This is a genomic window from Bifidobacterium felsineum (assembly GCF_002802915.1).
Classification (GTDB): domain Bacteria; phylum Actinomycetota; class Actinomycetes; order Actinomycetales; family Bifidobacteriaceae; genus Bifidobacterium; species Bifidobacterium felsineum.
The window spans coordinates 14,280-33,585 of sequence record NZ_PEBJ01000005.1 but is presented as its reverse complement, the minus strand read 5'-3'; the positions used below and the strand labels follow the sequence as shown (position 1 = coordinate 33,585).

General features: G+C 58.8%; 14 protein-coding genes. 11 read left to right on the top strand and 3 right to left on the bottom strand.

Features of this window, described 5'->3' with window-relative positions; all coding sequences use genetic code 11:
• Positions 1-9 precede the first annotated feature (9 nt).
• Entirely contained in the window at positions 10-1,239 is a 1,230-nt protein-coding gene (locus tag CSQ86_RS08540; protein WP_100494701.1) for a CdaR family transcriptional regulator, read from the bottom strand.
• A 171-nt stretch (positions 1,240-1,410) separates the two neighbouring features.
• Between CSQ86_RS08540 and CSQ86_RS08535 the strand changes: the two genes are divergently transcribed.
• The 6 genes from CSQ86_RS08535 to CSQ86_RS08510 all read left to right on the top strand — a co-directional run bounded on the left by CSQ86_RS08535 (position 1,411) and on the right by CSQ86_RS08510 (position 9,154).
• The gene (locus CSQ86_RS08535; RefSeq protein ID WP_100494699.1) at positions 1,411-2,607 is read left to right on the top strand and encodes a glycerate kinase family protein; all 1,197 of its coding nucleotides are present in this window, start codon (positions 1,411-1,413) and stop codon (positions 2,605-2,607) included.
• 204 nt (positions 2,608-2,811) lie between these two features.
• On the top strand, positions 2,812-4,065 hold the full coding sequence (locus CSQ86_RS08530; RefSeq protein WP_100494698.1) for an ABC transporter substrate-binding protein: 1,254 nt from the start codon (positions 2,812-2,814) through the stop codon (positions 4,063-4,065).
• Positions 4,066-4,076: 11 nt separating this feature from the next.
• A complete protein-coding gene (locus CSQ86_RS08525; RefSeq protein ID WP_240542303.1) occupies positions 4,077-5,081 on the top strand; it encodes a carbohydrate ABC transporter permease in 1,005 nt (334 codons plus the stop codon).
• Between the two features lie 74 nt (positions 5,082-5,155).
• Positions 5,156-5,989 (top strand): carbohydrate ABC transporter permease, encoded by an 834-nt coding sequence (locus CSQ86_RS08520; RefSeq protein ID WP_100494800.1) that lies wholly within the window; start codon positions 5,156-5,158, stop codon positions 5,987-5,989.
• A gap of 102 nt (positions 5,990-6,091) precedes the next feature.
• A complete protein-coding gene (locus CSQ86_RS08515) occupies positions 6,092-8,383 on the top strand; it encodes a beta-galactosidase (RefSeq protein ID WP_165773817.1) in 2,292 nt (763 codons plus the stop codon).
• A 99-nt stretch (positions 8,384-8,482) separates the two neighbouring features.
• Positions 8,483-9,154 carry an HAD family hydrolase gene (locus CSQ86_RS08510; protein ID WP_100494799.1) on the top strand — a complete coding sequence of 224 codons (672 nt, stop codon included), beginning with the start codon at positions 8,483-8,485 and terminating at the stop codon, positions 9,152-9,154.
• Between the two features lie 143 nt (positions 9,155-9,297).
• Here CSQ86_RS08510 and CSQ86_RS08505 read toward each other — a convergent pair whose 3' ends face one another.
• Positions 9,298-10,242: an AEC family transporter gene (locus CSQ86_RS08505; protein ID WP_100494695.1), complete on the bottom strand. Its 945-nt coding sequence runs from the start codon at positions 10,240-10,242 to the stop codon at positions 9,298-9,300.
• Positions 10,243-10,620: 378 nt separating this feature from the next.
• Between CSQ86_RS08505 and dapE the strand changes: the two genes are divergently transcribed.
• The 5 genes from dapE to CSQ86_RS09935 all read left to right on the top strand — a co-directional run bounded on the left by dapE (position 10,621) and on the right by CSQ86_RS09935 (position 17,789).
• Positions 10,621-11,826 (top strand): succinyl-diaminopimelate desuccinylase, encoded by a 1,206-nt coding sequence (gene dapE / locus CSQ86_RS08500; protein WP_100494693.1) that lies wholly within the window; start codon positions 10,621-10,623, stop codon positions 11,824-11,826.
• Positions 11,827-12,081: 255 nt separating this feature from the next.
• A complete protein-coding gene (locus CSQ86_RS08495) occupies positions 12,082-14,970 on the top strand; it encodes an Rne/Rng family ribonuclease (protein ID WP_165773816.1) in 2,889 nt (962 codons plus the stop codon).
• Positions 14,971-15,186: 216 nt separating this feature from the next.
• Positions 15,187-15,495, top strand: a complete 309-nt coding sequence (gene rplU, locus CSQ86_RS08490) for a 50S ribosomal protein L21 (protein WP_033891261.1) — start codon at positions 15,187-15,189, stop codon at positions 15,493-15,495.
• A 22-nt stretch (positions 15,496-15,517) separates the two neighbouring features.
• The gene (rpmA, locus tag CSQ86_RS08485; RefSeq protein WP_033891262.1) at positions 15,518-15,769 is read left to right on the top strand and encodes a 50S ribosomal protein L27; all 252 of its coding nucleotides are present in this window, start codon (positions 15,518-15,520) and stop codon (positions 15,767-15,769) included.
• Positions 15,770-16,202: 433 nt separating this feature from the next.
• Positions 16,203-17,789 (top strand): DUF5011 domain-containing protein, encoded by a 1,587-nt coding sequence (locus CSQ86_RS09935; protein ID WP_117434551.1) that lies wholly within the window; start codon positions 16,203-16,205, stop codon positions 17,787-17,789.
• A gap of 405 nt (positions 17,790-18,194) precedes the next feature.
• On the opposite strand, the gene CSQ86_RS08475 is transcribed toward CSQ86_RS09935, so the two are convergent.
• Entirely contained in the window at positions 18,195-19,148 is a 954-nt protein-coding gene (locus tag CSQ86_RS08475; protein WP_217625228.1) for a CTP synthase, read from the bottom strand.
• Between the last annotated feature and the right edge of the window lie 158 nt (positions 19,149-19,306).

Here is a 19,306-nt window from a genome sequence, read left to right as displayed (position 1 = left end):
ATATTGAAGTCACGGCGTGGTCCACCAGAACTTCAGCAGTCGTCGCAGTGCGAATGCTAAAGCCAGTAACGTGTAATCGCTTAAATCGCGCGGATTGTAGCCGGTTGCGCGGGCGATTTTATTTAGCCGATTCTGCACGGTGTTCTTATGCAGAAATAGTTCCTCGGCGGTGTGTCCGATGCTGCCGTTGTGCCGCGTATAGGCATCGAACAATACAGCTGCCTCGTCCTTCTCCTCCTCGGTGAGCCCGCTTAATACTCGATTCGAAAACCGTTCGGCGGTGGTGTCTTTGATCGCGCACAACGCCATACCCAGTGCGGTATCGTCATACTCAAGTGTGCGTGGGTGATTGGCATCGGCGGTATGTTCGATTTCGGCCTGAGTCTCAGCATTATGCTGTTGATGCAGAAATGCCAGCCAAAGTTCGGCACTGCGGGCCTGCAGATACGCCTCTCGGTAGTCGGCGATGGCGTGCACCGGCTCGCTGATGCCAAACACCAACGGGTAGCCAGTGGATTGTGACACCGCCTGTGCAATCCGATTGAGCACCTCCCACTGTGCTGAAGTGTCAGGATCCGTAGCATTGCCGTTCGCGGCGAGAATCAAACGAAATTCGCCACCATAAATCGAATACAGGCTGTGCGGTTGATTCGCCATAAGCCGGTCAACTATGTCGTAGGTGTTATCTTGCGCAATGCCAACGCGCTGTACGGTCTCGTTGCGTAGCTTCTGCGGCATATGCAGCCGCCCCACAACCACCACGCGCGGCACGGTGAGATCCACGTTTAGCGTGTCCGTCAGATAATCGATAAGCCCGGTATCCGGCTGCGGTGCGATAAGCAGGTTCGTCAGGTTCGCGGCCATCATGCGCCTGTCGAATCGGGAAACCTGTTCAAGATTCTCGCGTACCAGGATTTCGGTCATTTTCTTGATGACATTGCCGAACGGCTCCACCTCGGCGCGTTCGCCGGTGATGCCGATGACGGCGATTACCGCGTCGCCTTGCATCACTGGCACATTGATGCCGTCGCGCGCGCCGGCGAATGGGTGCTCGGCATCCACCGCCACGCTCTGCCCGGTGCGAGCGGCGATGCGCGCGGCTTCATGATCGGTGTCCACGCGCGCTGGATCGGTGCTGGCGATGATATGACCGTTGGTGTCGAAGAAGTTGATGTCGTGGCTCAATGCGCCTTTGATGTTCTCCACGATGGTGGAGGCGATGCGCGGATCGATATCCATCTGCGGCTCCTTTGCCTGATTGCTATATCGCGACTCTATATGTTACGCATACTATGATAATCGGCTAATTGTTCAGTATTCATGGCCTAAAGATGGTTGTATGTACCATGCGACATCGGCGATACTGGTACCGTCCAACAACAAGGGAAGCAGTGCAAGGGAGGTGCTCAGGTGAAGTTCGCAATCGCCCCTGATTCGTTCAAAAACTGTATGACCGCCCGTGAGGCGGCCGAAGCCATTCGCTCCGGGCTTGCCACAGTGTTCCCTGATGCCGAATACGAGATGGTGCCGATGGCGGATGGTGGCGAAGGCACAGTGCAAGCGCTGGTGGATGCCACCGGCGGTGCACTGCGCCAAGCCGAAGTGCTCGACCCGCTGCAGCGGCCGGCGCTTGCAACCTACGGATTGCTGGGTGCTGACGGCGACGCTACCGGTGACGCATCGACCGCAGTCATCGAAATGGCTGCGGCTTCAGGTATCGGCTTCGTAGACGAGTCCACCGAAAATCCGCTGATCGCCACCACCTACGGTACCGGTCAGCTCATTCGCGCAGCCCTCGATGATGGCGCCCGCCGCATCATCATCGGAATCGGTGGCTCGGCCACCAACGATGGCGGTGCAGGTATGGCCGAAGCCTTGGGCGTCAGATTCCTTGACGCCCGCGGCAATGCCATCAAGCGCGGGGGAGGTGCGCTCAGCCAATTGAGCGTCATCGATACCGCCGGGCTCGACCCGCGCCTAGAATCCACGGAAATCCTCATCGCCTCCGACGTGGATAATCCGCTCACCGGGCCGCAAGGCGCGTCAGCCGTGTTCGGCCCGCAAAAAGGCGCCACGCCGGCGATGGTCAGCCAACTCGATGCCAGCCTTGCCCACTATGCCGCCATCATCAACAGCCAACTAGGCCGTGACGTGGCACAAATGCCGGGTGCGGGCGCAGCCGGTGGACTTGGTGCAGGGCTCCTGGCGTTCACCAACGCGCAGATGAAATCCGGTGTGGAAATCGTTGCACAAACCGTACGGCTTGCACAACGGGCCGCCGATGCGGACTACTGCATCACCGGTGAAGGTGGCATCGACGCGCAAACCCAATATGGCAAAACGCCGATGGGAGTCGCCAAGGCCGTGCGCCAAGGCAATCCAAGCATTGGCGTCATCGCCCTTGCCGGGCACGTTGGCGGCGATATCGGCCCGCTCTACGACCTTGGCATCGATGCGATATTCGGCATCGTTCCTGGAGCAACAACCTTGGAACAGGCGCTTGCCGCAGGGCCGCGCAACCTCGCGCGAACGGCCGAAAATGTTGCGCGGCTGATTGCCATAAGCGGCAATCAGAGCAGCAATAATATGCCCAACAATCACCTATAACCAATAGCAATAATTTCATATTGGCGCGCAATTTATGCCGGTAAATCAAGCAAATAGCGCAATAGTATGAAATCAATAACAACAAAGCGACAACGAGAACGAAGCAGTTCATCCGTCGCTTTGCCACACACCTTTAGCGTGATGTGCGCCGAATCCCCCGACTCACAGGCTTGGCGCAAGCATGCTCTGATGAAAGGAACCATCATGAAGAATACCTGGCAGACCATCGTCGGCGCCGGTGCCGCGATTGCCATGATTGCCTCCCTCGCAGGTTGCGGATCAGGCAGCGCCTCCGGCAAGACTGAGCTCACGTTCTTTGCGAACAATACGCAGGACGTCTACCAGCCGGTGATTGACGCATTCGAAAAGAAGAACCCGGACATCAAGATCAAGTTCAGCACCACCAACGGTTCTCAGGCAGGCTATCAGCAGACGCTGCAGACCCGTATCTCCGGCGGCCAGCTTGCCGACGTGTACGTGGCGCCACCTGAGCAGCTGAGCGATCTGGTGAAGAACGGAGCAGCCAAGGATCTGACTAACGAATCGTTCATGAGCCGCATCGGCGACACGAACAAGGCGCAGGCCAGCGTGAACGGCAAGGTATACGCCATGTCGATCACCGCATGGACCAACGCTTACGCTTACAACAAAGACCTGCTCGCCAAGGCCGGCTACGATTCCATTCCTGAGACTTGGGATGAATTCATCGACATGCTCAAGGCTCTGAAGGATGCTGGTGTGGAGAAGCCCTACCTGGAGCCCAAGGCAGGCCTCGGCGCTCTGGTGGAAGGCTGGATCGGTTACGATTCCTCCAAGCAGTCCAAGAGCGTCGACCAGCAGATTGGCGACGGTGACTCCACCTTTGCCAAGAGCTACACCAAGTACTACAAGCAGTGGGCCAAGCTCTTCAGCGCAGGCGTGATGGGTTCCGAAGTCACTGGTCTTGCGGATGATCAGGTTCGCTCCGAATTCGCAGCAGGCCGCCTGGCCGTTATGCCGTCCGGATACTGGGATGTGAACACGTTCAAGGACGCGGGCATCAACTTCGCATTCGGCAGGATGCCGATGCTGCACAAGGGCGATACGCCATACGCCCCGGGTGCCGCCGACTCCGGTTACGCCATCAATGGCAAGATCGATGGAGCTAAGCTCAAGGCCGCTGAATCCTTCCTCGACTTCCTCTCCTCCAAGGAAGGCCTGAAGCTTATCCAAGACAACATCGGTCTGATTCCGTCCACCAAGAACTACACGCCGGACATCGACGAGACCTTCAAAGAGCCGTACGACCTCTACCTGAAGACCGGCAACGTGTATCTGAACACGCTCGGTTGGCCGGCCAGCGGACGCAGCGCACTGCGCGCCGAAACCTTCGCCCAGCTGCAGCAGGTGGCGCTCGGTTCCATCACTCCGGCTCAGGCCACCGCCAACCTGGACACCAAGCTCAAGACACTGTCCTGAAGGTGAATGACATGTCACAGGCAACCGCAATAGTCACCGCGTCCGCCCTTCCTGAGGCGGGCGCGGCCCCGGCCCGAGCCATTGCCGGCTCAGCCCAGGACTTCGAAGCTTCACACACCCGCGATCGCAAGCGCCGCAATCTCATGGAGAATCTCACCTCCGTGCGATTCCTGCTGCCGCTGCTCGCGGTGTACATCATCATCGTACTGATCCCATTCCTCCAGAGCATCGTCTTCAGCCTTACCGACTACGACGGCTACGATTTCGCCAACGCCAAGTTCGTGGGAATCGCCAACTACCAGGCGATCTTCCAAGACCAGACCCTGCTCGCCGGTCTCGGTTTCACGCTGCTGTACACTGTGGCCACCACCGTGCTGATCACCGCCATCGCCTTACCGCTGGCCGTCACCCTGAACCGGAAGTTCTTCGGACGCAACTTTGCGCGCTCCCTGTTCTTCTTCTTCTCGGTGCCATCGATGGCTGTGCTCGGCCTGGTGTGGCAGTACATCTTCTCCCCGCTTGGCACCGGTGCCGTCAACACGTTCCTCGGCAAGCTCGGTGTGAGCCCGGTCCCGTGGCTCTCCGACCCGGCGCTCGCCAAATTCTGCGTGATCTTCATCGCCGTCTGGGCGCAGGTCGGCTGGCATGCCACCCTGTACCTGGCCTACCTGCAAGCCATTCCAGCCGACCTCTATGAACAGGCTTCGGTGGATGGTGCCACCCGCGGCCAACAATTCGTGCACATCACGCTGCCGCAGATGGTTCCCGCCATGGGCGTCTCCATCTTCATGCTCCTGACCGGTGGCCTTAAGGTCTACGATCTGCCATTCACTTTGACCACCGGTGGTCCTGGCAATGCCACCTACACCGTTACCCAATCCATCATTGTCACCGGCATCGGTTCTGGCCGCTACGGCATCGGTTCCGCACTTGGTGTGATGTTCTTCCTGTGCTGCGTGGTTCTCGTGGCACTGCAGCAAATTGTCACTTCGCTGATTGAAAAGAGGCTGTCATGACAACGCAGCACACTTCTCCTGCCGCGGCTGTTGCCGGTGCTACCGAGCCCGGTTCCGCGCCGGCCGCCCGTGGATTGTCCTTGAGCCAGCGCGAACGCATTCGCTCCGCCATCCGTTCGGTTGTGGTCATCGCCATTGCCCTGATCTGCGCGGTGCCGCTGTACGTTGTGGTGATCAACACATTCAAAAACTCCGGTGACATGGCCGCCGACCCGTTCGGCCTGCCCACGCACTTCACGCTGGAGAACTACACCTATGCGATGGAGAATCTGCCGATAGTTCAGGCCACGATTAATACGTTGATTGTGACTGTAGTGGGCGTGTTCTTCATGGTGATCATCGGCGCGCTCGCCGCTTATGGCATGGTGCAGAAGCGTAGCAAGCTTACGGCTGGCATTGGCGCCTTCCTGATGCTCTCGTTCGTGATCCCCGGTCAGACGCTGCTGATTCCGCAGTACAAAATGGAAGCGCAGTTCGGCTTGGTGGACAGCCTGCTGGGCCTGATTGTGCTCTACCTGGGCGGTGCCACGTTCTGCTACTTCCTGATTGTGCAGTACATGCGCGGGCTTCCCGGCGAACTGTTCGAAGCCGCACGCTTGGATGGCGCAGGTCCGTTCCGTATCTTCTGGCAGATCGTACTGCCGTTGATTCGCCCAATCTTGATCACCGTGGTGGTGTTTGAAACCATGTGGACATGGAATGACTTCATGACCCCGAACATCTACATCTCCTCGACTGAGAAACAGACGCTGGTGCTGCAGGTGTTCAACGCCATGGGCCAGTTCAGCACCAATTGGCCACTGTTCATGACCATCACCACCATCGCCCTGATCCCTGTATTCGTCTTCTTCATCTTCTGCCAAAAGTGGATCGTCGCTGGCCTGGTTGCCGGATCCGTTAAAGGCTAAATGCTCCACCTTTGCCGGGTGTATGGTACTTCGTCACTTACCAAACACCCGGCCTCCTCTCTTCCACATTGCAATACCTCATGTTTTTCGAAAGGTAATCCCATGAATCACACGCTTGACCTGACCGGTTTCAAACCGAAGGCCATCACACCGTTCTCCATCACCCGCAATGATTGGGGCGTGGCGCCGGACGGCACCGCAGTGGATTTCACCAACTACTACATGACCTTCGACGGCAAGCTGTTCTACGGCGTCTGCGGCGAATTCCACTACTCGCGCATGAACCCCTCCCGTTGGGATGAGCAGCTCGCCAAAATGGCGGCCGGCGGCGTGAACGTCATCGCCACCTACGTGTTCTGGAATCATCATGAAGAGCATGAGAACCAGTGGAATTTCAACGGTCGCCGCAATATCCGTCGATTCATCAAACTGTGCGCCAAGCACGGGCTCAAGGTCATTGTGCGTCTCGGACCGTTCGATCACGGCGAAGTGCGTAACGGCGGTATCCCGGACTGGATGTACGGCAAGCCCTACGAAGTGCGTTCCGTGGACCCCGGCTTCCTCGACAAAGTCCGCGATCTCTACGCGCACGTCGCCGCTCAGCTCGACGGCCTGTATTTCAAGGATGGCGGCCCGATTGTCGCCGCTCAGCTTGACAACGAATACATGCACTCCTCCTCCCCGTGGGAGATGACCACCGGCATCACCAACGAATGGGTGCCCGGCGGCCATGACGGCTTCGCCTACGTGCATGCGCTGCGCCGCATCGCCGAAGAGGAGGGCATTTCGGTGCCGTTCTACACCAACACCGGTTGGGGCGGCTCCCCGGTGCCGGATGACGTGCTGCCATTATGGGGCGGCTACGCCTATCGTCCGTGGCTGTTCTATGCTGGCCCCGGCGAGCATCCGGTCACCGACGAATACGTGTACCGCAACTTCCACTCCAACGACTGCCCACGCGGCGAGGAATTCGCACCCACCTATGAGCCGGAAACCAAGCCCTACGCCTGCTGCGAGATGGGCGGCGGCATGTTCAGCTCCTACAACTACCGCTTCGTGCTGCCGATGAAGTCGGTGGACGCCATGTCTAACATCAAGATGGCATCCGGCTGCAACTTCCTCGGCTACTACATGTTCCAGGGCGGTTCCAACCCGATCGGCGACGGCATTTACCTGAACGAAAGCCAGCTGCCGAAGATTTCCTACGACTTCCAGGCTGCGCTTGGCGAATTCGGCCAGACGCGCGAATCCTACCGTCGTATGAAGGCCGTGCACTACTTCGCCTTGGCGTTCGCCGACCGACTGTGCCCGCTCGGTGTGGCCGCGCCGGAAGGTCAGGAGTCGATTGCGCCGACCGATATGGAGTCGCTGCGCTGGTGTGTGCGTACCGATGGTGAGCGTGGCTTCGTGTTCCTCAACAACTTCCAGGATCACGCCAGCATGCCGGCCAAGCATGGCGAATCGGTGTCGGTCACCTTGGCTTCCGGCGAAACCGTGACATTCGACGGCATTGGTCTGGCCTCCGATGAGAACTGCATCCTGCCGTTCAACATGGATCTCGACGGTGTGACGCTTACCGCCGCCACCGCTCAGCCGGTTACTGTGATCGCCCCGGCAGGTGCTGATCATCGTACCTTCGTCTTTTTGAAGCCCGACGGCATGGACGACTGCTGGTTCCGCTTCGTGGACGGCACCGTGCACCATGTGCCGGCTGAAGCGAAGATGGAAACCTTCCCGGCCTCGGATGGCAGAGGCCACACCGTGGATATCATCTGTGTGAGCCGTGCAAAAGCCGATTCAATGACCGTGGTGGCCGACGGCACCGCCTTGGTCTTCGCCGGCGATGCGGTCTCCCAGGATGCTGCTCATCCGAGCATTACCAACAATGGCGCTGCCGTCTACGAACTGGATGGTCACATCATTGTGGAATCCACCGAAGCCACCGTTCCTGTGACCTCATACCCAGCCGAGTTCCTTGTCGAGCAGAGCGTCCAGTACAAGCCAGTTTCCGTGAGCCCGAGCGTGCAGAAGCTCTCTGACACCCGATATGTGATCGATTTGCCCGACGATTTGCTCGCCGCCGATGGTGTTGCCGATATGCGACTGCGCGTGCGCTATTCCGGTGATATTGGTTGGCTGTGGTGTGGCAGCACGCTGGTGGACGATAACTTCTGCAACGGCGATGTGTGGGAGATTGGTCTCAAGGAATACGTGCAGCTGCTCGAAGACCATCGGGGGCAGTTGGTGCTCACCATTACGCCAATTAAGGAAGGTGCCAACGTGAACGTGGAGTCCGCAATGGCGGCTCGCATGGAGAACGTTGATGGGCAGCAGGCGGGATTGGAATCTGTCGAGTTGCAGCCGGTATATCAGACTGTGTTGCAGGCGGCATGATTGCCGGGTAGTCGCGCGATGATGGGATTGGTCCTCGGCGTATGCCGGGCCAATCCCATCATTATTGCCGGCAAGGCTAGGAGAAGGGGAGTGGCTTCCATGAATCATGGTGTTGACATATTCCGTAAGTCCAAAGCGGTGCTCTGGGACCTGGACGGCACACTGATCGACTCCGACCCATACTGGGTGACTGCCGAGCGCACATTGCTGGAATCATATGGCGGCACTTGGGATGATGCGCTCGCCAAAGCGATGCAGGGCGCTTCATTGCCGGTGCTGATCCGGTTGTTGCATGAGCGCGGGGTTGCCTTGCCCGCCGACGAGATTGTGCAGAGGCTGACTGACGAAGTCATGCGTATGGAATCGGAACATCTGCCATGGGTGGAAGGTGCGCGTGAACTGCTGACCTGGTTGGCCGCTGAGAGAATTCCCTCCATACTAGTGACCGGCTCGCCGCGCGTCATCGCGGATAATGTGCTGGGGCAAGCGCCAGCCGGCGCATTTGTTGGCGCAATCAGCGGGAATGATTATCTGCCGCCGAAGCCAAGCCCAGAACCTTACTTACATGCCGCTCGAATGGCTGGTGCCGACCCTCATGATTGCGTCATTTTCGAGGATTCCCTGCCGGGACTTACCGCTGCGCGCGCATCTGGGGCTTATGTCGTTGCCGTCACCGGCCATGCGCGCGTGGATATGACCGGCTGCGGACTGTATGACTGTGCTATCCGCGATTATCGCGAATGGAATCCCGCAGCGAATGATTCTCAATAAGAAGTGTGCGGGGATTCGTGCGGGAGAATCACACATGGATCTTCGCGAAATGGCGGACTGGCGCGAAATCGTGACTGCGCGATTTGTGCGGAAGTGTGCGTATTCCCCGCACGTTTCTTATTGAGAATCATTCGCTGCGGGGTTTAGCTCAGCAGGAATGCGATAATCGCAATGAACACCGGGCTGGTCATCGTACTGAACAGAATGCCGTCGCGCGCGAAGGTGAGACCCACGTTGTAGCGGGCCGCGTAATTGTAAACGTTCTGGCCGGTCGGCAGTGCGGCGAGCACCACGCAGGCGTACAGTTCCGGCCCACGGAAGCCCATCATGAAGTAGGCGAGCAGGAACGCGATAATCGGCATCACAATGTTTTTCAAGACTGCCACGGTAAAGATGGCTGGAATATCGCCCTTCTTTTGCAGCGGTTTGGTGCCGTGCAGTGACATGCCGAATGCCATCAGAATCATCGGCACTGCGGATTCGCCAATCATATTGATTGGGTCATAGATGAAGTTCGGCACCGGGAACCAGCCAAGCTTGGCGTTCAACGCAGAGACCACAATACCCAGCAGCGAACCGATGAGCAGCGGCTGATGCAGCGGCTGTTTGGCGATTTCCTTGACTGATACCTTGCCCTTGGTCGTTACGTCCAGAACCGTGAGCCCAATCGGCGTGAACAGTGCCTGCTGCATCACCAGAATCGGGGCGACCAGCGCACCATTGCCCAGAATGTAGGTGGCGACCGGCAGGCCGATATTGTTGGAGTTCAGATACAGGGAGTTCAGCGCGCCGATGGTGGCGTCCGGAGCCTTCAGATGGAAGAACATCTGATTGAGCACAAGGAACACAATGCCCACCAGCATGGCGGAAAGGAACGCCACGATGATCGACGGGTGGAAGATGTCGAAAATAGGTTCCTTGGAGAGGATCGCGAACATCAGGCACGGGCTGGAGACAAAGAATGAGAAGCGGTTCAGCACCATTTGCGCGGAAGGGCCGCCGATGCGCATGCGGGCCGCCACATATCCCACGAAAATCACGATGCCGATAACGCAGAAACCCTGCATGGCACTAATCAAACCGGTCATATTGTTGCTGATGCCTCCCTCTATCGCACCTAGTGTGGCACAGCTGGCTGTATATGGTGCTCAAATCTCACGGTGCGGGCCATATCGCGGACGCGAAGGTTTGTGGCGTGCCGTATGGGAGCTTCGTGTGCACTTCGCCGTGAACGCCGCATACTGAGCGTCAGAATTTCAGGGGATCAGCGGCTTCGCCCCGAATTTCGTACGCTTATGTCTGTTCAGTGTCCGAAATTCCGGAAGATGGCCCTATGCTCCCGAAATTCTGTCACTGACGGCGGCTCAGCGTCAGAATTTCGGGACGAAGCCATTGATTTCCGGAATTTCTGGCGCTACCCGAGACCATTCGGGCCACTCGCCGCCACGCGCGGTACGCTGATACACATGACGCTTGAATTGAACCGCACCACCTCCAAAAACGAGCAGCTCGCAAGCCTGCTGACCCAGATTATGGAGAACTTCTCCGTCTCCGATAGCGAAGGCCCTCTCGCCGATGAGATTGAAGCCTTCCTGAAGACTCAATCCCACCTGATCGTCCGCCGTCACGGCGATACCGTGGTGGCCTCCACCGACTTCGACAAGCCAAGCCGTGTGATTCTCGCCGGACACATCGATACCGTGCCGGTTATCGACAACTTCCCGCCCCGCTGGCTCGAGCCCGGAGACCCGCTGATTCGCCAAGACATCGCCAAGGCCCACCCGAACGAGCGCGTGCTGTGGGGCCGTGGTGCCACGGATATGAAGGCATCCGACGCGGTCATGCTCTACCTTGCCGCCGTACTCGACGGCCGCACGGTGGAGAGCGATCCCAAGGTCGACCTCACCTATGTGTTCTATGATCACGAGGAAGTCGCTGCCGAAAAGAACGGTCTGCGAAAAGTGGTTGAAGCGCACCCCGACTGGATCCAAGGCGATTTCGCCATCATCGGCGAGCCCACCAGCTGTGGCATCGAAGGCGGCTGCAACGGCACGATTCGCTTCGACGTGATTACCCACGGTGTCGCCGCGCATTCCGCCCGCGCATGGATGGGGGAGAACGCCATCCACAAGGCGGCCGAGATTTTGAACCGACTCAACGCCTACGAACCGGCCACGGTGAATGTGGATGGTCTCAACTACCGCGAGGGTCTCAACGCCACATTGATTTCCGGCGGCAAAGGCACCAACGTCATTCCGGATGAATGCCGCGTGCATGTGAACTACCGTTTCGCTCCGGACAAGTCGCTCGAAGAAGCCAAGGCACTGATGATGGGTGCGGATGCGGGGGCCGAACTCGGCAATGGCGAGCACACTGCCACCGGCGGCGTATTCGAAGGCTACGGCATCGAAATGAAGGACGAATCACCCTCCGCTCGCCCGGGCCTTACCGCGCCGCTTGCGCAGGATCTGGTGCGACTGGTCAAGGAGCGCACGGGGCACGATCCGCTGGCCAAGCTCGGTTGGACCGACGTGGCACGCTTCTCCCAGCTCGGCATTCCGGCGGTGAACTTGGGCGCCGGTGATCCACTGCTCGCTCATAAGCATGATGAACAGGTCCCTGAGTCCGATTTGGCGGCGCTCGCGGATCTGCTGCTGGACTGGCTGGTCTGACTCACGTGTGCCCCCCCTGCGCACGTCGTTGCCAAAAAGTGTGGCATACTGAAAGACGGTGGTTCTGCATGACCATCAGCGTGCGAAATGGCGTCGATCCCCTTGCGGCTCTCGAGAAAGAGACAACGCAAGCGCCGGTGTCCGCCATTTGCAGGACAGACTTGAGACGAAGTTGCCTTTACGCGGAGCGCGTTTTCGCGCGGCCATGGTGAGAGCATGGTGTGAGCGAAGCGTATAGGCCTGGATGGCGTCGCGATGCAGCGCGCCGCGAGGAGCATTGTGCCCACTGAAAACCCTGAAGGTTTCGTCAACGGCGAAACCGATAATTCAACCGTATCCAATGCCGGCTCTCAGAGTACGGCGAGCAATGCTGTGCCTGCTGCAGCGTCTGCTGCGACTCCGGTGACGCGTCGCCGTCGTGGTGGCCGCCGCGTAGTGCGTGGTACCGGTGCCGCCGGCGCATCGCTGGAACTGCAGGTTCAGGACCACTCCGCTCCGCTGTTCGAAGCTCCCGCGTTGCCGTCTGAATCCAAATCTGATACTGCTGCAGATTCTGCGGAAGCATCCGCTGATGCAGTGAAGACTGCTGCCGGCTCCCGCGCAAATGTGGCCTTTGATGACGAGGATGATCGCCGCCCGGTTCGTCGCCGCTCGCGTGCCCGTCATATTGACGACGATGATGAGGCGGATTTCGAGGAGCGTCCGGTTCGTCGCCGTCGCCGCACTGATGCATTCACTGATGATGATTCAGACGAGCGTCTGCTGGATGCCGTCGATTCGTTGCCTGAAGGGCATGATGCGGTGCGCCGCGGCAAGCCGATGACCTCGTTGCTTTTCCAGGAACCGGTTTTGCCCGCAACGCGCTACAACAGCCACAATGATGATGAGGATGACGACGATGACGAGCCCCGCCTCCGTCGCCGTGCTCGCTCTCGTCGCTTCGACGATGATGCCGACTTCGAAGAGCGCCCGACTCGTTCTCGCCGCCGCTCTCGTGACGATCGCGACGATCGCGACGCCCGCGACGCCGACCGCGAGGCTTCTGCGGACCGCAACGGCCGTCGCCGTAATGCCGATGCTGCCGGCAGCGGCAACACTAACGCCAACGACGCTCAAGCCCAGTCTGATACGGATACCGAATCCACGGATGATTCTCGTCGTTCGCGTCGCTCCCGTCGCCTGAATGCACAAGAGCGTCGTGCCGCAGCAGAGGTCGAACAGATTGAGGAAGACCTCGAGCTGGACGATATCTCCTATGCTCCGATTGCCGAAGAGGAGAACGATGGTGATGAGGAGTCCATGGACTCCACGCGCACCCGTTCCCGCCGTCGTCGCCGCCGTGGCTCGCGCGTCGAGGCATCGGCAGCCGATGGCGATTCCGCTGACAACAGCGAAGAGGACGGCGATGCCCGCCGCACTCGTGACGAGCACGACGCTCAGGAAGACGATGGCGAGCAGACCATCACGCGTCGCCGTCGCCGTCGCCGTGGCAGCAAGAACGCGGAGGCTGGAGAAGAAGCGCCGGCCGAAGAGCCGGTCATCCGCCGCTCCCGCAAGCAGCAGTACATCGACGAGATCACCGATGTCGAGGGATCGACCCGACTCGAGGCCAAGAAGCAGCGCCGCCGCGATAATCGCCGCGAACGCAGCCGCCAGAGCCAGTTGATGGAACAGGACTTCCTCGCCCGCCGTGAGAACGTGGACCGCCTGATGGTGGTGCGCGAACGCGAACATCACACCCAGATTTCCGTGGTCGAAGACAACGTGCTCGTGGAGCACTATGTTTCCGACATCCAGGAAGTGCAGACCGTGGGCAACATCTACCTCGGCCGCGTGCAGAACGTGCTGCCGAGCATGGAGGCCGCCTTCGTGGATATCGGCCAGGCCCGCAACGGCGTGCTCTACGCCGGCGAAGTCAACTGGGATGCCGCTCGCCTCGAGGGCCAGCCTCGCCGCATCGAGCTCGCATTTAAGTCCGGCGATCCGGTGCTGGTGCAGGTCACCAAGGATCCGATTGGCCACAAGGGTGCGCGACTGACTTCGCAGGTCACACTTGCCGGCCGCTTCCTGGTGCTCGTGCCGTCCGGCGGCATGACTGGCGTGAGCCGCAAGCTGTCCGAACGTGAACGCAGCCGCCTGAAGAACATCGTTTCCAAGATTGCGCCGAAGGACATGGGCGTGATTATCCGCACGGCTGCTGAAGGCGCTTCCGAAGAGGCCATCGTCAAGGATCTCGAATCCCTGGTCCGCCAGTGGGAGCGCATCAACGCCAAGCGTGAGGAATTCTGGCATGGCAAGCGCCCGAAGCTGCTGCAGGGCGAGCCGGACGTGGCCATCCGCGTGGTGCGTGACATCTTCAACGATGACTTCAACAAGCTCATCGTCGAGGGCGATAAGGTGTACGACCGTATCGAGGAGTACCTCGACACGATGGCCCCCGACCTGAAGGACAAGCTGGAGAAGTGGGACCCGGCCGAGCATGAGGGCAAGGACGTGTTCGACAAGTGGCAGATCGACTCCCAGCTCAGGAAGGGTATGGAGCGTCAGGTCTACCTGCCGTCAGGCGGCTCGATCGTCATCGACCGTACCGAGGCAATGACCACCATCGATGTGAACACCGGCCGCTTCATCGGCCGCGGCAAGTCCCTTGAGGAAACCGTGACCCGATGCAACCTGGAGGCTTCCGAAGAGATTGCGCGCCAGTTGCGTTTGCGCGATATCGGCGGCATGGTCATGATCGATTACGTCGACATGGTGATGCCCGCCAACCGCGACCTGGTGCTGCGCCGCTTGGTGGAATGTCTGGCGCGTGACCGTACCAAGCATCAGGTGGCCGAAGTCACGTCGCTGGGCTTGGTGCAGATGACGCGCAAGCGCATCGGCCAGGGCTTGGTCGAGGCCTTCTCCGAGGAATGCCCGACCTGCAAGGGCCGAGGCTTTATCCTGCACGATCAGCCGACCGTTTCGGCTGATTACGATGACCCGTACGCGCTTCGCGGTGGCGACCCGTTCGTCAAGACCAACAAGCACGGCCGTGGTACTGCTCCCGCTCCTGAACCGGCGGGATCCAGTGCCGACGTCAAGGCCAAGTTGGCGCAGATTGCGGCCGCCGCAGTGGCTGCGAACAACGCCGATGAGGAGTGAACGAGCATAGCTCGGGCGAGGCTCTATAGCACAGCATGAGACTTCAACCCCCGGGATGGCGCTTTTCCGCGCCACTTCGGGTGTGTCGTGCTTGACACGCTGGACAAAATCAGTTGATTTAGTCCGCGTGTAGGTGTAGATTCGAAACTCGGTGTCTGACCGCAGGCTCGGTGCGCGTTGGGCAAGGAAGCTTTCCAAAACATAAAAGGAATTACTATGTACGCGATTGTGAAGGCCGGTGGCCATCAGGAAAAGGTCGAGGTTGGCGATACCATCCTCGTGAATCGTCTCGACGCCAAGAAGGGCGACACCGTGGAGTTCCCGGTTGCTCTTCTGGTTGACGGCACCAAGGTTACCCTCGGCGCCAAGGATCTGGCTGCTGTCTCCGTCAAGGCTGAAGTCGTTGACGACGAGGCCAAGGGTCCGAAGATCAACATCCAGAAGTACAAGAACAAGACCGGTGTTGCTCGTCGTAAGGGCCACCGCCAGAAGCTGACCGCCGTCAAGGTCACGGCGATCGCCTGAGTCATAGAAAGGACCATGAATCATGGCACATAAGAAGGGTGCGTCCAGCTCTCGTAACGGTCGCGATTCGTCGCCTCAGTACCTCGGCGTGAAGAAGTTCGGCGGTGAAGCTGTCGTGGCCGGCAACATCATCGTTCGTCAGCGTGGCACCAACTTCCACCCGGGCCAGAACGTCGGCATGGGCAAGGATCACACGCTGTTCGCTCTTGCTGACGGCTCCGTGAAGTTCGCTGTCCGCCGCGACCGCAAGGTCGTCGACGTGATCGCCGCCTGAGCGATTCGCTAGACTTCTAGCAGACTTTCAAGAAAACCGCACTGTGCGCTTCTCCAAGCGCCGGTGCGGTTTTTGCATATGTGTGCGCCGTCTGCCGTGTCCAGCGGAGCGGGCCTGAACCGACTGTGCTTTGCCTCAAATACGGGCTGAAATGGACGTTTCGCGCAATTCGAAGCGCCGAATGGACGTTTTGAAGCCCCAAAGTGTCCTATTTCGCGCTGCGAATCGCCGGAAACGTCCATTTCAGCCCGTATTCGCGCGTCGCTTGCTCTTCGGGAACGGCAAGTAGGGGCGCTCTACCGGTACACGTTTCCGATTGCGTTCATCATTCAATACGGGAATGTCCAAATAACCGTCCTTCCCCCTAAGTAGCGTTGGTTTTCAAGTCGTCGAGTGGTTCGTGGACGAATGATTCGAGAGAATTGAGAGTGCGATGAACAATCGCAACAATAAACCACTGTGGCTTCGTCTGATAGGCGTGTTCGCCGCTTTGGCAATGCTATTGACCGGCATGGTGGCCACCGCCAATGCCGCCGAAACTGATGGCGCGGTAAAAGTTGTTTGGGGACGTAACGTCGGCCAAGAGTACGGATACGTCAAGGAAGCCATTAACGGCGTTCGCGATGGCGACGCTTGGACGCCCGATTTGAACTCCACCGATTACGCCTATGCCAATACACTGGTTCCTAGCGGAAATTTCTACGGATGGAACACTAAGGCGGATGGCACCGGCGATTGGTACTTCTTTAAGTCAACGTCTGCAGACCCGCAAAGTGCAATCGTGGTCGATCAGGCTCCGACATTGCCGAGCGGCAAGCTGAAGTACCCTGAAGGCGGAGTGCTATATGCCCAGTGGCAGACTAAGAAGCAGTTCGGTAAGGTTCAGCAGACAACGGTTCGTAAGGCCGATTTCAAAGATTTGTCCATTACGACTACCGGCTGGGGCGGAAGCTTCCGCGGTGCTTTGTACATTTCAGCGTGTGACTCTCCCTTGCATGATCTTGGCAATGGCGCATATGGCCAGTCCTGCCTGATGCGCGACGGGACTGTAGCAGCTTCTGGTGATTTGTGGGTAGCCAATTACAATAATTGGCTTTACGTCGGCGAGGGCGGAAATTCAAAGCCGTTCGCTTTGGGAAACGGCACGTATGACGATGCTGACCTTGCCAAGTTCGTGGATGCTGCATACGCAAATCCTGAGGTCAAGTACTTCAACGTGTATGTCGGTTATATCAACTGGGATGTAGCGCCGCAGGAGATTGGCACCATCGAGCTTGATCGTAGCGAGGCTCCCGCTCCGGATACCGCCGCTCCGGTGTTCTCGGGTGTTTCGGATGTGACGGTTGAGCAAGGGGGCACGTTCGATCCGCTGGCCGGCATTTCTGCGAAGGATGCGGTTGATGGCGACGTGACCAAGAGCATTACGGTCGCTCCGTCCGCCGTTGATACCTCCAAACCAGGCAGGACCACGCTGACCTACACGGTCAAGGACAAGGCCGGCAATACGGCCACCGCCACGCGCGTGGTGACGGTGAAAGCCGTAGCTCCGGACGCGGACAAGGATCTGACCGTCGATACGCAGGATGCCGATCTGGTCAAGCCGTCTACCGCGAAGCCCGGTGAGAAGCTGACCTTGCAGCTGCCGTCCGAATACGTGGGCAAGCAAGGTGACGTGTACGTGTACTCCACGCCGGTCACCTTGGCCGTGGGCGCGACCGTGTCTGATCAGGGCACCCTTGAGGTGACGCTGCCGGCGAACCTTGCCGCAGGCAAGCACCGCATCGTGTTCAAGCCATATGACGCGACGTTGCCGCTGGTGTGGGATTCGTTCACGGTCCCGGCCTCCTCCCAGCAGAACCCACAGCCTACTCAGCCGAGCACGAATAAGGGCAATAACAAGAAGCCTGCCGCTAAGAAGTCTCTGGCAGCCACCGGCTCCAGTGTGGCTGTGGCAGGTGTGGCCGTCCTGGTTCTGGCCGTCGCCGCCGGAGCTGTCCTGACCGTCCGCCGCCGCAGCTGAGCTGGGAGCAGCTAGACCGCACTGTACGCTTACCCAAGCGCCAGTGCGGTCTTTTGCGTTTTGTGCCGATGCGGCAGTCGGGGGGAACGGTGCAGGGGCGGGTTGTGTGGACATTCGGGCGAGCGTCTGTGCTTGAGCGTGCATTTTCTCTTTGAGGAGCTGCCAAATACGGGTTAAAATGGACGTTTCGCGCAATTCGAAGCGCCGAATGGACGTTTTGAAGCCCCCAAGTGTCCTATTTCGCGCTGCGAATCGCCGGAAACGTCCATTTCAGCCCGTAATTAGGGTGGAGCAGGCGTGCACAGCGAACGTCTGAACCCGAAAGACGAGCAGCATGGCGGTTGAACGGGGCGCGTTGGTGCAAACAGACCGAGGCGCAGTATTCGAAACTCCGCTCGCCTGCATTCAAGCATGCGGGACGCGTTTGGCGCGAAGCTTTGCGACCAACTGATTTGGCCTGTTGAGCTCGTCGTAAAACATGCGTACAACATCGACGTTCTGCCGTTCTAGACAGTGTTCGCGCTCGCGTTCCTGCGTTACGACTGCGCGGATATCCCGCCTCGAGGTCATTTCCGGATCCACATATTTGCGAACGCCGTCGAACTCGCCGGCGATTTTCGTGCCGTCTTCGCGAACCCAAAGAAAGTCAACACGATGGTTTCGCGAGGAGTACGTTAGGCATGGGAAAACAGTTTGAAGGTCATGAACCGGATAGCCGATTTCCGTTAACACCCCACGCGCTTCGGATTCCCCGCCGTTCTCGCTGCGCGCGTCGGCGAGAGAGAATGCGCGTAAAGCAGCTTTGCGATTCCTAACGTATTTCACCGTATGGGGATACGCCTCCAACACTGGTCGTTGCACAACTTGCTTGCGTAAGGCCGAATCGAGAATGCTCAGAGAGAAGCGTAACGGTAGTTTGGCCGCGCAGTCGAAGAGAGTGCGGAGCGGCACAGTAACGGGAACTCCGTCAATAACAGCTGTTTCGGGATATGCCATCGCATGATGAGCCAATTGCGCGGTATTGCGAATATGGGTGCCCGGTTTGGCGACGATGCATATTGGCAGAAGAAAACGATACGAGCAATCTAGTCCGTGCATAATCGCGGCGGTTGGCCCGCAGAAAACCCAGTCTGGGTGCTGCTGAGCCAAAGAGCGTACGATGTGGCGGATTTGGTCATGAGGATTGAGTGAATCCCAATACTGTTGTCGTGCGTAAAGGCCGCGATACACACGCTTTATTGTTCCTGCGTGCACACGGCGTGCAACCGCTTTGACGTCCGTGTCAGTGTGCGGCACTGCACACCTACGCTCCTGTTGCGCGGCATCGAAGAGTATTTCAAGCGAATGATGTGTCCCCATGCATCAAGTGTAGACGCTTGCGTTAAGCCTCAAGCGTATGGGGCGTTGCCTGTAACGAGTCGGGTAGGGTGCAGCCGGTGAAAATGCGGGCTGGAATGGACGTTTCCGGTGATTCGAAGCGCCAAAGGGACGTTTTGGAGCCCCGAAGTGTCCTATTT

Bases quoted from the DNA above. Each gene is read 5' to 3' on its own strand.
- CSQ86_RS08540 (WP_100494701.1), bottom strand. From the start codon at position 1,239: ATGGATATCGATCCGCGCATCGCCTCCACCATCGTGGAGAACATCAAA.
- CSQ86_RS08530 (WP_100494698.1), top strand. From the start codon at position 2,812: ATGAAGAATACCTGGCAGACCATCGTCGGCGCCGGTGCCGCGATTGCC.
- CSQ86_RS08525 (WP_240542303.1), top strand. From the start codon at position 4,077: ATGTCACAGGCAACCGCAATAGTCACCGCGTCCGCCCTTCCTGAGGCG.
- CSQ86_RS08515 (WP_165773817.1), top strand. From the start codon at position 6,092: ATGAATCACACGCTTGACCTGACCGGTTTCAAACCGAAGGCCATCACA.
- CSQ86_RS08510 (WP_100494799.1), top strand. From the start codon at position 8,483: ATGAATCATGGTGTTGACATATTCCGTAAGTCCAAAGCGGTGCTCTGG.
- CSQ86_RS08505 (WP_100494695.1), bottom strand. From the start codon at position 10,242: ATGACCGGTTTGATTAGTGCCATGCAGGGTTTCTGCGTTATCGGCATC.
- dapE (WP_100494693.1), top strand. From the start codon at position 10,621: ATGACGCTTGAATTGAACCGCACCACCTCCAAAAACGAGCAGCTCGCA.
- CSQ86_RS08495 (WP_165773816.1), top strand. From the start codon at position 12,082: ATGCAGCGCGCCGCGAGGAGCATTGTGCCCACTGAAAACCCTGAAGGT.
- rplU (WP_033891261.1), top strand. From the start codon at position 15,187: ATGTACGCGATTGTGAAGGCCGGTGGCCATCAGGAAAAGGTCGAGGTT.
- rpmA (WP_033891262.1), top strand. From the start codon at position 15,518: ATGGCACATAAGAAGGGTGCGTCCAGCTCTCGTAACGGTCGCGATTCG.
- CSQ86_RS09935 (WP_117434551.1), top strand. From the start codon at position 16,203: ATGAACAATCGCAACAATAAACCACTGTGGCTTCGTCTGATAGGCGTG.
- CSQ86_RS08475 (WP_217625228.1), bottom strand. From the start codon at position 19,148: ATGGGGACACATCATTCGCTTGAAATACTCTTCGATGCCGCGCAACAG.